The 16,398-nt window shown below is 60.1% G+C and carries 13 protein-coding genes; 5 read left to right on the plus strand and 8 right to left on the minus strand.

Annotated features, from left to right (window positions below; translation table 11 throughout):
• Positions 1–81 precede the first annotated feature (81 nt).
• The 3 genes from KGB07_RS06135 to xerD all read right to left on the minus strand — a co-directional run bounded on the left by KGB07_RS06135 (position 82) and on the right by xerD (position 3,403).
• Entirely contained in the window at positions 82–1,386 is a 1,305-nt protein-coding gene (locus KGB07_RS06135; RefSeq protein ID WP_046041994.1) for a homoserine dehydrogenase, read from the minus strand.
• Positions 1,387–1,519: 133 nt separating this feature from the next.
• Positions 1,520–2,251, minus strand: coding sequence for a bifunctional protein-disulfide isomerase/oxidoreductase DsbC (dsbC, locus tag KGB07_RS06140; RefSeq protein WP_223464911.1), 732 nt, complete (start codon positions 2,249–2,251; stop codon positions 1,520–1,522).
• 255 nt (positions 2,252–2,506) lie between these two features.
• A complete protein-coding gene (gene xerD, locus KGB07_RS06145) occupies positions 2,507–3,403 on the minus strand; it encodes a site-specific tyrosine recombinase XerD (protein WP_046041993.1) in 897 nt (298 codons plus the stop codon).
• Positions 3,404–3,510: 107 nt separating this feature from the next.
• On the opposite strand from xerD, the gene KGB07_RS06150 reads away from it, so the two are divergent.
• Positions 3,511–5,319 carry a cation:proton antiporter gene (locus KGB07_RS06150; protein ID WP_046041992.1) on the plus strand — a complete coding sequence of 603 codons (1,809 nt, stop codon included), beginning with the start codon at positions 3,511–3,513 and terminating at the stop codon, positions 5,317–5,319.
• 111 nt (positions 5,320–5,430) lie between these two features.
• On the opposite strand, the gene rplS is transcribed toward KGB07_RS06150, so the two are convergent.
• The 5 genes from rplS to ffh form a co-directional block, all read right to left on the minus strand.
• Complete coding sequence (rplS, locus tag KGB07_RS06155; protein WP_003175895.1) at positions 5,431–5,781, minus strand: 50S ribosomal protein L19; 351 nt, start codon at positions 5,779–5,781, stop codon at positions 5,431–5,433.
• A gap of 45 nt (positions 5,782–5,826) precedes the next feature.
• The gene (gene trmD, locus KGB07_RS06160) at positions 5,827–6,579 is read right to left on the minus strand and encodes a tRNA (guanosine(37)-N1)-methyltransferase TrmD (protein ID WP_007897583.1); all 753 of its coding nucleotides are present in this window, start codon (positions 6,577–6,579) and stop codon (positions 5,827–5,829) included.
• A 2-nt stretch (positions 6,580–6,581) separates the two neighbouring features.
• Positions 6,582–7,118: a ribosome maturation factor RimM gene (gene rimM, locus KGB07_RS06165; protein WP_046041991.1), complete on the minus strand. Its 537-nt coding sequence runs from the start codon at positions 7,116–7,118 to the stop codon at positions 6,582–6,584.
• Positions 7,119–7,123: 5 nt separating this feature from the next.
• A complete protein-coding gene (gene rpsP, locus KGB07_RS06170; protein ID WP_007972721.1) occupies positions 7,124–7,375 on the minus strand; it encodes a 30S ribosomal protein S16 in 252 nt (83 codons plus the stop codon).
• Between the two features lie 408 nt (positions 7,376–7,783).
• Entirely contained in the window at positions 7,784–9,160 is a 1,377-nt protein-coding gene (gene ffh / locus KGB07_RS06175; protein WP_223464912.1) for a signal recognition particle protein, read from the minus strand.
• A gap of 210 nt (positions 9,161–9,370) precedes the next feature.
• Here ffh and KGB07_RS06180 point away from each other — a divergent pair, with 210 nt between their 5' ends.
• From KGB07_RS06180 to KGB07_RS06195, 4 genes are all read left to right on the plus strand, one after another.
• Positions 9,371–10,183, plus strand: a complete 813-nt coding sequence (locus tag KGB07_RS06180; RefSeq protein WP_046041989.1) for an inner membrane protein YpjD — start codon at positions 9,371–9,373, stop codon at positions 10,181–10,183.
• A 12-nt stretch (positions 10,184–10,195) separates the two neighbouring features.
• Positions 10,196–11,428, plus strand: a complete 1,233-nt coding sequence (locus KGB07_RS06185; RefSeq protein WP_046041988.1) for a transporter associated domain-containing protein — start codon at positions 10,196–10,198, stop codon at positions 11,426–11,428.
• A gap of 394 nt (positions 11,429–11,822) precedes the next feature.
• Positions 11,823–13,139 carry an MFS transporter gene (locus tag KGB07_RS06190; RefSeq protein ID WP_046041987.1) on the plus strand — a complete coding sequence of 439 codons (1,317 nt, stop codon included), beginning with the start codon at positions 11,823–11,825 and terminating at the stop codon, positions 13,137–13,139.
• Positions 13,140–13,379: 240 nt separating this feature from the next.
• Positions 13,380–16,226 (plus strand): valine--tRNA ligase, encoded by a 2,847-nt coding sequence (locus KGB07_RS06195; protein WP_046041986.1) that lies wholly within the window; start codon positions 13,380–13,382, stop codon positions 16,224–16,226.
• Positions 16,227–16,398 lie beyond the last annotated feature (172 nt).

Raw genomic sequence — 16,398 nt, forward strand, 5'->3', positions numbered from 1 at the left:
TTCAAGCTTCAAGCTTCAAGCTGCAAGCTGAGCGTCACTGGCTTCTGGCTTGCAGCTTGAAGCTGATAGCTTGCAGCTGTTTTAGTTAAGGTGCTCGACACGGATCCGTACGACCGGACCGACCACACCCGCCAAGGCTTCCAAAGCAGCGATGGCATCGTTGATGTGCTGTTCCAGCACGCGGTGGGTCAGCAGGATCATCGGCACCAGGCCGTCGTGCTCCTCGGCTTCCTTCTGCATGATCGACTCGATGTTGATGCCGCGCTCCGAGAGGATGCTCGCGACCTGAGCCAATACGCCCGGATGGTCCTTGGCCTGAATGCGCAGGTAGTAGGCACTTTCGCAGGCTTCGATCGGCAGGATCGGGTGATCCGACAGTGAATCCGGTTGGAATGCGAGGTGCGGCACGCGGTTTTCCGGGTCGGAAGTCATGGCGCGGACCACGTCCACCAGGTCGGCGATCACCGACGAAGCGGTCGGCTCCATGCCGGCACCAGCACCGTAGAACAGGGTCGAACCGGCAGCATCACCGTTGACCATCACCGCGTTCATCACGCCGTTGACGTTGGCGATCAGGCGATCGGCCGGGATCAGCGTCGGGTGCACGCGCAGTTCGATACCGGCCGCGGTGCTGCGCGCCACGCCCAGGTGCTTGATGCGGTAGCCCAGCGCTTCGGCGTAGTTGACGTCGGCGGTGGTCAGCTTGGTGATGCCTTCGGTGTAAGCCTTGTCGAACTGCAACGGAATACCGAACGCGATGGACGCCAGGATCGTCAGCTTGTGAGCGGCGTCGATACCCTCGACGTCGAAGGTCGGATCGGCTTCGGCGTAACCCAGGGCCTGGGCTTCGGCCAATACGTCTTCGAAGGTGCGACCCTTCTCGCGCATTTCCGTCAGGATGAAGTTACCGGTGCCGTTGATGATGCCGGCTACCCAGTTGATGCGGTTGGCGGACAGGCCTTCGCGGATCGCCTTGATCACCGGGATGCCACCGGCCACCGCCGCTTCGAACGCAACGATCACGCCCTTCTCGCGGGCCTTGGCGAAAATTTCATTACCGTGAACGGCGATAAGCGCCTTGTTCGCGGTGACCACATGCTTGCCATTCTCGATGGCCTTGAGTACCAGCTCGCGGGCAACGGTGTAGCCGCCCATCAGCTCTATAACGATGTCGATCTCAGGGTTCGTGGCCACTTCGAAGACATCGTTGGTAATCGCAATACCGGTCGTTTGGAACTGAGGCTTTGGCGTGCGCATGGCAATTTGTGCCACTTCGATCCCACGCCCGGCACGACGAGCAATTTCCTCGGCGTTGCGCTGAAGTACGTTGAAGGTACCGCCACCGACGGTTCCTAACCCACAGATGCCTACTTTGACCGGTTTCACTGTGAACTCCCCATAAAACGGCCGACTCGAGGCCGGCCGTGAAAACAACCGCTTACTCGCGGCTCTCTATTGATGGCCCGGCGAATGTCGCTACCGGACCATGATCGTCAAGGCTTGCCGTGACGATGCGAATTTACTTCGCGCCCAGCGCCAGTTTGGCGACTTGTGGCGCAGGCTGGTAGCCCGGAATGACCTGACCGTCGGCCAAAACGATGGCCGGTGTGCCGTTCACGCCGATCGACTGGCCGAGTGCGAACTGTTTGGAAACCGGGTTATCGCACTTGGCGGCCTTGATTTCCTTGCCGTCGACCATTTTGTCCATGGCCGTTTTCTTGTCTTTCGAGCACCACACCGCTTGCAGTTGCTCGTCACCCGGCGAGCCCAGGCCCTGGCGCGGGAACGCGACGTAGCGCACTTCGATGCCGCGCTTGTTCAGCTCAGGCACTTCGGCGTGCAGCTTGTGGCAGTACGGGCAGGTGGTGTCGGTGAATACGGTGATGTGCGACTTGGTTTCGCCAATGGCCGGGTAGACAACGGTTTCGGCAACCGGGATGTCGTTGATCAGCTTGGAGATGCCCAGGCGCTCGGTCTTCTCGGTCAGGTTGACCGGCTTGCCGTCCTTGAGATCGAACAGGTAGCCCTGGACCACGTACTGGCCATCGGCGCTGGCGTACAGCACGCGGCTGCCCTTGAGCTTGACTTCATACAGGCCTGGCAACGGGCTGGCGGTGATGCTCTCTACCGGCACTTCGAGCTGGAGGTTTTCCAGGCTTTTACGAATGGCTTTGTCGGCCGCGTCATCGGCGACGGCAAAGGTGCTGACCAACGCAATGGCTGCGGCGGCGAAAATCTGGGTCAGACGCATGAGAACTCCTGAAGGCGAACATATGGGACGATCAGAACGCCCGTGCCGAAACACCGGGTCATAACCGCCCATCGTGCAAACCGGCCCAGCCTATCACATAAGGTCCACATGGCCGAATGCACCTGATGCAAGACATTTGTGGCGACACAATCCCCTGTGGGAGCGAGCCTGCTCGCGATGACGGCATCACATCCAGAACATGTATCGACTGTCAGGCCGCTATCGCGAGCAAGCTCGCTCCCACAGGTTTTTCGGTTATCCCCGCGGATGATGTTTGGCATGCAAATCCTGCAACCGCGCCCGGGCAACATGGGTGTAGATCTGCGTCGTCGACAAATCGCTGTGCCCCAGCAGCATCTGCACCACCCTCAGGTCTGCGCCGTGGTTGAGCAGGTGCGTGGCGAAGGCATGGCGCAAGGTGTGCGGCGACAGCGACTTGCCGATCCCGGCCACCTTGGCCTGGTGTTTGATCCGGTGCCAGAAGGTCTGGCGGGTCATCTGCTCGCCACGCAGACTTGGGAACAACACGTCGCTGGGACGTCCGCCCAGCAGCTCGCCGCGGGCATCACGCATGTAGCGCTCGACCCAGACAATCGCCTCCTCGCCCATCGGCACCAGCCGCTCCTTGCTACCCTTGCCCATTACCCGCAACACGCCTTGACGCAAATTGACTTGTTCCAGGGTGAGGCTGATCAGTTCGGTCACCCGCAAGCCGCAGGCATACAGCACTTCAAGCATGGCCCGGTCGCGCTGGCCGATGGCCTCGCTCAAATCAGGCGCCTTCAGCAAGGCTTCCACATCCGCCTCGGACAAGGACTTTGGCAGCGGCCTGCCGAGTTGCGGCATATCAACGCGCAATGTCGGATCGACCGAGATCATCTTTTCCCGCAGCAGGTACCGATAAAAGCCACGCACACCCGAGAGAAATCGCGCAGTGGAACGTGGCTTGTAGTTTTGCTCCAGGCGCCAGGCCAAGTGGTCGAGTATCAACTCGCGACCGGCATTGACCAGCTCCAGTCCTTTGTCCTGTAACCAGCCGTTGAACAGCGTCAGGTCACTGCGATAGGCATCGCGGGTGTTATCGGAAAGGCCTTTCTCCAGCCACAAGGCATCGAGGAATTGGTCTATCAGCGGGTGATCGATGGCAGGCATGGGCACTCGAATCACGCAGCCTTGGGACTGCGCACAAAATTAAAATTGGACATGGAAACGGCCGCTAGTCTTTCATAGGCCGCGATTTCAAGGAACAGGGAGCAGCAATGAGCGAGCAGCAGATTTTATTGGCATTTGGCGGGATAGGCGCGGCGGCGCTGCTTTGCCAATGGCTGGCCTGGCGTTTGAAATTGCCGGCGATTCTATTCCTGCTGCTGACCGGCATCCTGGCCGGCCCCGTGCTGCATTTGCTCGACCCTCAGGAGATGTTCGGACCACTGTTGATGCCGCTGGTGTCCCTGGCAGTGGCGCTGATCCTGTTCGAAGGCAGCCTGACTCTGCATCTGTCCGAATGGCGCGAAATCGGCAGCGTCGTCCATCGCTTGGTCACCATTGGCGCCCTCTCCACCTGGGTGGTCATTGCTGTCGCCACTCACTGGCTGCTGGATTTCGACTGGATGCTGGCCATCCTGTTCGGCAGCCTGACCCTGGTGACCGGGCCGACCGTGATCGTACCGATGCTGCGCGTCGTGCGCCCGAAAGCGTCGATTGCCAACATCCTGCGCTGGGAAGGCATTGCCATCGACCCCATCGGTGCCCTGCTGGCGGTGGTCGTCTATAGCTTCATCATCGCCAGCTCCAAAGGTAACGGCCTCGAGGAAAGCCTGCTGACCTTCGGTGGCGTGATTCTGTGCGGCAGCCTGTTCGGTGTTTTTGGTGGCTGGTTGCTCGGTACACTGATTCGCCGTCAGTGGCTGCCGGAATACCTGCACAACCTGGCAGCGCTCGCGGCAGTCCTGAGTATTTTCATTGGCTCCAACGAAGTCACCAACGAATCCGGGTTGCTGGCCGTGACCTTGATGGGCATGTGGCTGGCCAACATGAAAGGCGTGGACGTGCGGCACATCCTGCACTTCAAGGAGAACCTCAGCGTGCTGCTGATCTCCGGCCTGTTCATTCTGCTGGCGGCCCGGCTGGACCTGAACGCCATGATCGGCCTTGGGCCTCTGGTGCTGATTTTGCTGCTGGTAATTCAGTTCATCGCCCGCCCTTTGAATGTGCTGCTGAGCACGGCGGGCTCCAGCCTGGGTTGGCGCGAGCGAGCGTTGCTGGCATGGATTGCCCCAAGGGGCATCGTGGCAGCGGCGGTGTCGGCCATCTTCGCCATTCGCCTGCATGACGCCGGTCATCAGGGAGCGTTGCTGCTGGTGCCGCTCACCTTTGCGGTGATCATCGGCACGGTGGTGTTGCAAAGCGCGACGGCACGACCGCTGGCACGCCTGCTGAAGGTGGCGGAACCGGCACCGAGCGGTTTCCTGATCATCGGCGCCAACGGACCTGCGCGCACGCTGGGTAAGGCACTGCAACAGCTGGGCAGTCGCGTACTGTTGACGGATTCGAGCTGGGAAAACATTCGTGCAGCGCGGATGGAAGGCTTGCCGACCTATTTTGGCAACCCAGCGTCGCAACATGCCGATGCGCATCTGGACCTGGTCGGCCTCGGGCATTTGCTGGCGCTGTCACCCTCCGGCGAGATGAACACCCTGGCGCTGATGCGGTTTCGTCATGAACTGGGCCATCAACGCATGTTCGGCCTGGCCAGCGGCCAGGAAAGCCGCCGCACCGACAAGCACCGTACCAGCCTGGAACATCGCGGCAATCAACTGGGCAGCGAAGCGCTGACCTACGCCAAGCTCGCCAGCCAATTGAGCCAGGGCTCAGAGCTGTACAGCACAACGTTGACGGACGGTTTCAGTTGGGACGATTACCGCGCGCTGCATGGCGAGCGTGCGACCCTGCTGTTCGTGCGCGACGACAGCGGTTGGGTGCACGTGGTAACGCCGGCAAGCACGATCAAGCCCGCGGCGGGGTGGACGTTGTTGGCGTTGATTCAGCCGGAGACGAGCAGCGCCTGACAGAACGATCCGCCCTGTAGGAGCTGGCTTACCAGCTCCTACAGGGTGGGGTAAATCGCAGGCAACAAAAAAGCAGCCCGCAGGCTGCTTTTTTTGCATCGGAAGCTGGACTTAAGCCAGTTTTTCCTTGATGCGAGCTGCTTTACCCGACAGGTCACGCAGGTAGTACAGCTTGGCTTTACGTACGTCACCGCGACGCTTGACAGCCATGCTGTCGATTTGCGGGGAGTAGGTCTGGAAAGTACGCTCTACGCCAACACCGTTGGAGATTTTACGAACGGTGAATGCACTGTTTACGCCGCGGTTACGCTTGGCGATAACAACACCTTCGAACGCTTGCAGACGCGAACGGTCGCCTTCCTTCACTTTCACCTGAACGACAATGGTGTCGCCCGGGGCAAAGGTAGGGATCTCTTTGGTCATCTGCTCTGCTTCGAGTGCAAGGATGATTTTGTTAGTCATGCTGTGCTCCTAAGGTAAATCGTCGGATCTACCATCGATACGTTGTTAACTATCGTCCCGCTCGCGGATGTATTCCTCGAGCAGCTTCTTCTCTTCTCCAGAAAGCGAGCGGCTTTCCAGAAGATCGGCGCGTCGTTCAAAGGTCCGACCAAGGGACTGCTGTAAACGCCAACGCCGGATGTGCGCGTGATTGCCACTTAGCAATACGTCGGGAACACGCTGATCCGCATACACCTCCGGTCGGGTGTAGTGCGGGCAATCCAGCAAACCATCCGTAAAGGAATCTTCCTCGGCGGAGTCCGCATGCCCTAAAGCTCCAGGCAGCAGTCGTGTAACCGCATCGATCAGGACCATCGCCGGCAGCTCGCCGCCAGACAGTACATAGTCGCCAATCGACCACTCTTCATCGACATGAGCATCAATAAAACGCTCGTCAATGCCTTCATAGCGGCCGGCAATCAGGATCAATGCATCCAGATTCGCCAACTCACGTACCGCCGACTGAGTCAGTTGACGGCCTTGGGGGGACAGGTAAATTACCTTCGCCGCCTCCCCGGCTGCTGCCTTGGCCTGAACCAGAGCATCTTCCAGGGGCTTGATCTTCATCACCATGCCCGGACCACCGCCAAACGGGCGATCGTCCACAGTGTGATGTCGATCCGTCGTGTAGTCTCGCGGATTCCAACAGGTGAGCTGCAAGAGCCCCTGTTTCACCGCCCGACTGGTGATGCCGTACTCGCTGATGGCGGAAAACATCTCGGGAAACAGACTGATCACTTCTACGCGCAAGTTAGCCACGCTTAGAAATCCGCGTCCCAATCCACCTTCATCTCGCCCGCGGCCAGGTCGATGGCCAACACGCATTGCTCCGTATAGGGCAACAGGCGTTCGCGATCATCCAGGCTGCCAGCGCAAGGCTTGACCACCATGACATCGTTCGAGCCGGTCTCCAGCAGGTGATCGATTTTCCCGAACAGTTGTCCGAGGGTGTCGATGACCTTGAGACCTTCCAGCTGGTACCAGTAGTACTCGCCGTCGGTGAGTTCAGGGAACAGGTTGCGCGGCACGCAGATCTCATAACCGGCCAGAAGACGAGCTTCTTCGCGATCATCGAGATCCTTGAGCTTTGCGACCAGGAACTTGTCGTTCCCGCGTCCGCTGACCAGCTCTACCTGCTTTACATTACCGTCACGCTTGAGCGTCCAGGTTTTGTAGTCCAGCAGGTTTTTAATCGGATCAGTAAAGGAGTACACCTTCACTTCGCCGCGAACGCCGTGAACAGAATAAATCTTGCCGATAACGATCAAATCATCAGCAATGGCAGGCGTCGCGTTCATATTGCTCAGGCCGCAGCCTTAGCAGATTCCTTCAACAACTGAGCAACGCGCTCAGAAGGTTGTGCACCAACGCTCAGCCAGTAGGCTACGCGCTCTTGGTTCACGGACAGACGAACTTCCTGACCACGGGCAACAGGGTTGAAGTAGCCAACCTGTTCCTTGTGCGAACCGTCGCGCGGGTTGCGGCTGTCGGTTACGGTCAAGTGGTAAAACGGGCGCTTTTTGGAGCCGCCAAGGGCAAGACGGATTGTTAGCATGTGAACATCGTTCCTGTAGTCGGTGCTGCAAATCTAAAGGCACAGCGGGCATGGGTGCCCGAAAGGCCGCATATTCTAAGGAATATCCGGACTTTTGCAAATGACTTTTTCCGGCGGTCTATCGGCCGCCATGCAGATTTGCTATAGAGCCGTCGTTGAAAACGGCCGGTCAGCTCCCGCCAAGTGCGGGTTTGCTGTGTATCCCACGTCCGTGTGGGTTAGCGCCGGTGCGACGACCGGCGCAGATTCGTGTGTCCTTTCTCGCCAATACGCTCACATTTTGGCGAGTGACTGGTGCCCTCAGGCAAGGCGCCGCGACGAGTCATAGCCCGCTATGGCGAGGAGCGGCAACGCCGCATGAGGGCACCAGACGCCGCCAAAATTGAGCAGTATTGGCGTGAAAGGACACTATATTTTCGGCATGCCGCCGCCGGGTAGCATTCCACCCATGCCGCGCATCATCTTGGCCATTCCGCCTTTCGCGGAGAACTTCTTCATCATCTTCTGCATCTGCTTGTGCTGCTTGATCAAGCGGCCGATGTCCTGCACCTGGGTGCCGGAGCCCATGGCGATCCGGCGCTTGCGCGAACCGCTGATCATCTCAGGGTCGCGGCGCTCGGCCGGGGTCATGGAGTTGATGATGGCTTCCATCTGTTTGAATTGCTTCTCTGCCGCGCCTTGGGCATTGCCCATTTGCGCCAGGTTCACGCCACCCATGTTCGGCAGCTTGTCCATGAGCCCGCCGAGGCCGCCCATGTTTTTCATCTGTTGCAGCTGGTCGCGGAAGTCTTCGAGGTCGAAGCCCTTGCCCTTCTTCAGCTTCTTGGCCAGTTTGTCGGCCTTGTCCTTGTCGAGGGTCGCTTCCGCCTGCTCGATCAGGCTGAGCACGTCGCCCATGCCGAGGATGCGCGAGGCGATACGCTCAGGGTGGAACGGATCGAGCGCTTCGCTCTTCTCGCCCATACCGATGAACTTGATCGGCTTGCCGGTAATGGCTCGCACCGACAGCGCGGCACCGCCACGGGCGTCGCCGTCGACCTTGGTCAGGATCACACCGGTCAGCGGCAATGCATCGCCGAAGGCCTTGGCCGTGTTGGCGGCGTCCTGGCCGGTCATGGCGTCGACCACGAACAGGGTTTCTACCGGGTTGATCGCGGCATGCAGTGCCATGATCTCGCCCATCATCTCTTCATCGATGTGCAGGCGACCGGCGGTATCGACGATGACCACGTCGATGAATTTGAGTTTTGCCTCTTTAATAGCCGCTTGCGCGATCTCGACCGGCTTCTGGCTCAGGTCGGACGGGAAGAAGGTAACGCCGACTTCACCGGCAAGCATTTCCAGCTGTTTGATCGCCGCTGGACGATAAACGTCGGCGGACACGACCATGACGGACTTCTTCTTGCGCTCTTTAAGGAAGCGCGCGAGTTTGCCGGCGGTGGTGGTTTTACCCGCGCCCTGCAAACCGGCCATCAAAATGACCGCTGGCGGCACGGCGCTCAGGTTCAAATCTTCGTTGGCCGCGCCCATCAGGCTTTCGAGTTCGGCCTGGACGATCTTCACGAAGGCCTGGCCCGGCGTCAGGCTGCGCGACACCTCGGTGCCTACGGCGCGTTCCTTGACCGAATTGACGAAGTCCTTGACCACCGGCAGGGCGACGTCGGCTTCAAGCAACGCCATACGCACTTCACGCAGGGTGTCTTTGATGTTGTCTTCAGTCAGCTTTGCCTTGCCGGTGACATGGCGCAGCGTCTGCGAGAGACGGTCGGTTAAGTTTTCAAACATTGCGCGATCCTTTCAGGCCCTGTGTAGACCGGGATAATGGCGGCCCGGACCGGACTAAACGTGTGCTCGGCGAGCCTGCGGCGTGGGCAGGTCGCGGATTATAGCGAAGACTGTGGCCGGCGGACACCTCGCTGTCAGGTTGCGCGGTCTTTCGTGTGGCGGGGGTTCTATGCCAAACTCAGCGACTTTCGGGCTTGCCTAACAGGATTTATGCTCCCCTTGTCACCCAGCTTGCTAACTACCCTCGCCGCCGCCTGCTTGTATGCCGCTGCGACCATTTACCAGGGCACTCGCCTGGCGTCCGGCGCCAAGGTCAACAAACGCCTGCTGGTCATGCTCGGCGTGCTCGCCGTATTGGCCCACAGCGTCAGCCTGCTCACCCACCTGCTGACCCCGACCGGCCTGGCCCTGGACTTCTTCAGTGCCGCCAGCCTGATTGCCGTGGCAGTCATCGCACTAACCCTGCTGGCCTGCTCGCGGATTCCGGTGGAGAACCTGCTGGTCCTGCTTTTCCCGCTTGGGGCCCTGACCGTGTTGCTGGCGCACTTTGCCCCCGCCGGCACGGTACAGGTCATCGATGAGGAGCCGGGCATCCTCGCCCACATCCTGCTTTCGATTCTGGCCTACGGCATGTTCACCATCGCGGTGTTCCAGTCCTTGCTGCTGCTGATTCAAGACCACCAGCTCAAGCACAAGCACCCGTCCGGGCTGATCAAGAACTTCCCGCCGCTGCAAACCATGGAAAGCCTGCTGTTCGGTTTCCTCTGGGCCGGCTGGACGCTGTTGTCGCTATCGCTGATTTCCGGCTGGCTGTTCGTCGAGAACCTGTTCGCCCAGCATCTGGTGCACAAAACCCTGCTGGCCTGCCTGGCCTGGGTCGTTTTCAGCGTGCTGCTGTGGGGACGCAATCGCCTCGGCTGGCGCGGGCACAAAGCCATTCGCTGGACCCTGGCCGGTTTTTGCCTGTTGATGCTGGCGTATTTCGGCAGCAAGCTGGTTCGTGAATACATCCTGCATATCTGACGGGCGGCATTAATGGACGACTTGCCCATAGGGCCGATGCTCGCGGTAGTGACCCTGCTGGTTTTATGGTCGGGGCTGTTTACCGCCATCGAAGCGGCGCACCAGCATTTGCTGGCCCAGCGCACCGCAACGCGTTCCAGCGACAAACCGGTGGCGAAACTCAGCTTTCCCCTGGCCAGCCTGATTTTTTGCAACACCCTGTGCCGTGCACTGGTGGTGGTCATCAGCACCTTGCTGGCCATGTTCACCTGGGCCGAGAACGGCCCGTGGGTCGCCTGCCTCGGGGCGGGCGCCATTTTGCTGGTGTTTTCCGACTATTTGCCACGCACCCTCGCCGCTCGCTATCCGGATGCGATCCTGGCCCAGGGCAACAACCTGCTGCGGGTGCCGCTGAAAATCATCTATCCCGCGGCATGGCTGCTCAGCAGCATCAGTCAGTTGCTGACGCGGCCATTCGCCCGCAAAGCCAAAGTGGTGCAACAGAGTGAGGACGAAACGCTGACGGAGCGGCATGCGCCCTCCGAAACCGTAAGCCGCCCTCACCCGCTGCCAGGCATCCATGCGCTGGACAACATCACCGTCAATGACATCCTGGTACCGCGCAGCGACGTGGATGGCATCAATCTCGATGACTCCATCGAAGAAATCATCGAACAATTGCGCCACAACAGACGTACTCGCCTGCCGGTGTTCCACAGTGATATCAACCAGGTCGAAGCTGTCCTCAACACCCGGCACATCCTTCACTTGCTGCCCGATGCGAGCCTGACCAGGGAAGCCTTGCTGGCGGCCAGCCACGAGCCGTACTTCGTGCCGGAAAGTACGCCGTTGCAGCTGCAACTGCTCAACTTCCACAAGCAGCAGCGGCGCCTGGGCATGGTGGTCGACGAATACGGTGAAGTGCTGGGCATCGTCACCCTGGAAGACATTCTCGAAGAAATCGTCGGCGAGTTCGAAAGCCAGCAGAGCCTGGACAATCCGCACATTCATCCGCAAGCCGACGGGCGCCTGGTGATCGACGGTGCCGCGTCCATTCGCGAGCTGAACAAGAGCCTCGGCTGGCACCTGCCCAGCGATGGCCCGAAAACCCTGAACGGCCTGGTCACCGAGGCGCTGGAAACCATTCCTGAAAGCGCGGTGTGCCTGAAGATCGGCCGGTATCGCCTGGAAATTCTCGAGACCGAGGACAACCGTGTCACGCGGGTGCTGATCTGGCAGACCAGCTCGATGCCTGTGGTTATCTAACGCCTGGCGCAAATCCCTGTGGCGAGGGGGCTTGCCCCCGTTGCGCTGCGAAGCAGTGCTAAACCATACAACTACTTTTCATCTGGTACACCGTGGCTGCCGACTTTACGACTGCTTCGCAGCCGAACGGGGGCAAGCCCCCTCGCCACAATGTCCTCGCAAGCACTCTTGCTCGATCGTTAGCCACCTTCCTATAATCGAAGCGCTTACCCAAGCCTTGCCGGCCCCGTGCTTACCCCGCACTTCGCAGCTTCCGGCCTGTCCACCAGCAAAGTCCGCAACAAACCGACGACTGTTCCTACCTTGAACAGCGACCGTTCCTCCACCCACATCCCTGGGTTCTCGACCATAATAATTCGCTCCACTGGAGCACATGACTGTCAGGGATAACCGCATGACGACCAGCACGACTTACAGCGACTCCACACCCACGCAACCAACGAACTCCGCCACCCGCGTGGCCACCGCGAGCTTCATCGGGACCGCCATCGAGTTCTACGACTTCTACGTCTATGCCACCGCCGCCGCGCTGGTGATCGGCCCGGTGTTCTTTCCGCAGACATCCGGTACCGCCCAGATGCTTTCGGCGTTTCTCACGTTCGGCATCGCCTTCCTTGCGCGCCCCTTGGGTTCGGCCCTTTTCGGTCACTTCGGCGACCGTATCGGCCGCAAGTCGACCCTGGTCGCCTCGCTGCTGCTGATGGGTGTGTGCACCACGCTGATCGGCGTGCTGCCGGGATACGACAGCATTGGCGCCTGGGCACCGATCCTGCTTTGCGTCCTGCGCTTCGGCCAAGGCCTTGGTTTGGGCGGTGAATGGGGTGGCGCGGCATTGCTGGCCACGGAGAACGCGCCGAAAGGCAAACGCGCGTGGTTCGGCATGTTCCCGCAGCTGGGTCCATCCATCGGCTTTCTGGCGGCCAACGGCCTGTTCCTGACCCTGGCCGTGGTGCTGGACGATGAACAGTTCCGCTCATGGGGCTGGCGTATTCCGTTTCTGCTCAGCGCCGCACTGGTGATGGTCGGCCTTTACGTGCGCCTCAAGCTGCATGAGACCCCGGTATTCGCCAACGCCATGGCGCGTCAGGAACGAGTGAAGATCCCCCTGTTCGAGCTGTTTGGCCAATACTGGGCGCCCGTATTGCTGGGCGCCGGGGCGATGGTCGTGTGCTACGCGCTGTTTTACATCTCCACCGTGTTTTCCCTGAGTTACGGTGTGGCAACACTCGGCTACAGCCGCGAAACCTTCCTCGCCCTGCTGTGCTTCGCGGTGCTGTTCATGGCTGCCGCCACCCCGCTGTCGGCCTGGGCCAGCGACCGTTACGGACGCAAACCGGTGCTGATCATCGGCGGTGTACTGGCGATCCTGTCCGGCTTCCTCATGGAGCCGCTGTTGACCCAAGGCTCGACCTGGGGTGTGGCGTTGTTCCTGTGCATCGAACTGTTTCTGATGGGCGTGACGTTTGCGCCGATGGGTGCGCTGCTGCCGGAGCTGTTCCCCACCCACGTGCGCTACACCGGCGCCTCGGCGGCCTACAACCTGGGCGGTATCGTGGGTGCTTCCGCGGCGCCGTTCTTCGCCCAGAAACTGGTGGCGATGGGCGGGTTGAGCTATGTCGGCGGTTACGTGTCCGGAGCGGCGGTGCTGAGTTTGATTGCGGTGCTGTGCCTGAAGGAAACGCGGCATAACGACCTGAATCAGGTTGTCTGACAGATAGTCATCGCGAGCAGGCTCGCTCCCACAGGTCTTTTGTCGAACCACTATTTTGTGATCGACATTGATCCTATGGGAGCGTGGCTTTCCCGCAATGGCGTCATTGCAGACAAAACACCCCCCCTGAAAAACCACAACTTTCCCCCACCCATTGTCACCTCGCTCTACGCGCATCGGCTCATCCCCGCTATACTTCCCGGCTTTTCCTGAATAAATGCCAATAGGGTCCCGCCGCGCATGGATAAGACCTACCAGCCGCACGCCATTGAAACTTCCTGGTACAACACCTGGGAGTCAGAGAATTACTTCGCCCCGCAAGGCGCGGGCGAGTCCTACACCATCATGATCCCGCCGCCGAACGTCACCGGCAGCCTGCACATGGGTCACGGCTTCAACAACGCGATCATGGACGCCCTGATCCGTTTCCGCCGCATGCAGGGTCGCAACACCCTGTGGCAGCCGGGTACCGACCACGCTGGTATCGCCACGCAGATGCTGGTAGAGCGTCAGCTCGAAGCCAAGGGCCAGAGCCGCCATGACCTGGGCCGCGAGAAATTCCTCGAGAAAGTCTGGGAGTGGAAGGATGAGTCCGGTGGCAACATCAGCCGTCAGATCCGTCGCCTCGGTTCATCCGTAGATTGGAGCCGCGAGCGCTTCACCATGGACGACGGCCTCTCGGAAGCCGTAAAGGAAGCGTTCGTCCGTTTGCACGAAGACGGCCTGATCTATCGCGGCAAGCGCCTGGTCAACTGGGACACCAAGCTGCACACGGCGATTTCCGACCTCGAAGTGGAGAACCACGACGAGAAAGGTTTCCTGTGGAACCTGAAATACCCGCTGGCCGACGGCGCCAAGACTGCTGAAGGCAACGATTTCCTGATCGTCGCGACCACTCGCCCGGAAACCATGCTCGGCGACTCCGCCGTGGCCGTTAACCCGAACGATGAACGCTACAAAGCCCTGATCGGCAAATTTGTCGAGCTGCCACTGGTTGGCCGCCGCATCCCGATCATCGCCGACGATTACTGCGACCCAGAATTCGGCACCGGTTGCGTGAAAATCACCCCGGCCCACGACTTCAACGACTATGAAGTCGGCAAGCGTCACAACCTGCCGCTGCTGAACATCTTCGACAAGAACGCTGCCGTTCTTCCAGCGTGCCAGGTGTTCAACCTCGACGGCACACTGAACGAAACCATCGACGGCAAGATCCCGGCCGAATACGCCGGTCTCGACCGCTTCGAAGCGCGCAAGCAGATCGTAGCCGCGTTCGACGCTGCCGGCCTGCTGGTCAGCGTTGACGATCACGCCCTGAAAGTGCCGAAAGGCGACCGCTCCGGCACCGTCATCGAGCCTTGGCTGACCGACCAGTGGTACGTGTCCACCAAGCCTTTGGCCGAACCTGCGATTGCCGCCGTTGAAGACGGCCGTATCCAGTTCGTGCCGAAACAGTACGAAAACATGTACTTCTCGTGGATGCGCGACATCCAGGACTGGTGCATCAGCCGTCAGCTGTGGTGGGGCCACCGGATTCCGGCCTGGTACGACGAGTCGGGCAAGGTCTACGTCGGTCGCGACGAAGCCGAAGTGCGGGCCAAGCACAACCTCGGCCCGGACGTTGCGCTGCAACAGGACAACGACGTTCTCGACACCTGGTTCAGCTCGGGCCTGTGGACCTTCTCCACCCTCGGCTGGCCGGAAAAAACCGAGTTCCTGAAGAAATTCCACTCCACCGACGTCCTGGTGACTGGCTTCGACATCATTTTCTTCTGGGTTGCCCGGATGATCATGCTCACCATGCATTTGGTGAAAAACGAAGACGGCACGCCGCAGGTTCCGTTCAAGACCGTGTACGTGCACGGCCTGGTGCGTGACGGCCAGGGCCAGAAGATGTCCAAGTCCAAGGGCAACGTCCTGGACCCGCTGGACATCATCGACGGCATCGAACTCGAAGCCCTGGTGCAGAAACGCACCTCCGGCATGATGCAGCCGAAACTGGCGAAGAAGATCGAGAAGCAGACCCGCGACGAGTTCGCCGAAGGCATCGCCAGCTACGGCACTGACGCCCTGCGCTTCACCTTCTGCTCGCTGGCGTCCACCGGTCGCGACATCAAGTTCGACATGGGCCGCGTCGAAGGCTATCGCAACTTCTGCAACAAGATCTGGAACGCGGCGCGCTACGTGCTGGACAAGGGCGAAGACTGCGGCCAGAACGGCGAAGCCTATGAACTGTCCCTGGCCGATCGCTGGATCATTTCGCAGCTGCAACGCACCGAAGCCGAAGTGACCCGCCAACTCGACCAGTTCCGTTTCGACCTGGCCGCACAAGCCTTGTACGAGTTCATCTGGAACCAGTATTGCGACTGGTACCTGGAACTGTCCAAGCCTGTGCTGTGGGACGAAAACGCACCGGTCGAACGCCAGCGCGGCACCCGTCGCACCCTGGTGCGCGTGCTGGAAGTCGCCCTGCGCCTGGCGCATCCGTTCATGCCGTTCATCACCGAAGAAATCTGGCAGCGCATCGCGCCGCTGGCCGGCATCGATGGCAAGACGATCATGCTGCAACCTTGGCCAGTGGCCAACGAAACACGCATCGATCAGGCCGCCGAAGATGACATCGAATGGCTCAAGGGCCTGATGCTCGGCACTCGCAACATCCGTGGCGAAATGAACATCGGCCCGGGCAAACCGCTGCCGCTGTTCCTGAAGAACGCCAGCGCCGAGGATCAGCGTCGCCTGACCGAGAACGAAGCCCTGCTGAAGAAGCTGGCGCGCCTCGAATCGATCACCGTGCTGGTTGCTGGCGAAGAAGCACCGCTGTCCGCTACCGCACTGGTCGGCGAGATGGAAGTACTGGTACCAATGGCCGGCCTGATCGACAAAGGTGCGGAACTGGCGCGTCTGGACAAGGAAATCCAGCGTCTGCAAGGTGAAGTGCAACGTGTCGGCGGCAAGCTGTCCAACGCCGGCTTCGTTGACAAGGCCCCAGCCGAAGTCATCGAGAAAGAACGCGCCAAACTGGCCGAGGCCGAACAGGCCCTGGGCAAGCTGGCCGAGCAGCATGCGCGGATTGCCAGCCTGTAACGGTAAATCGCAATAAATGAGGGAGGCCCATGCGGCCTCCCTTTTTTATGCCTGTCACTTTCCTGCATCCAATGCAGATCCCACATTTGATCAGTGTTGCCCCACAGATGTGGGACAATGCCCGCCACTTTTAGCCATACCCGAATCGACCACCGCCATGACCGCCCCCCGC

This window comes from Pseudomonas sp. GL-RE-26 (genome assembly GCF_019956275.1).
GTDB lineage: Bacteria > Pseudomonadota > Gammaproteobacteria > Pseudomonadales > Pseudomonadaceae > Aquipseudomonas > Aquipseudomonas grandcourensis.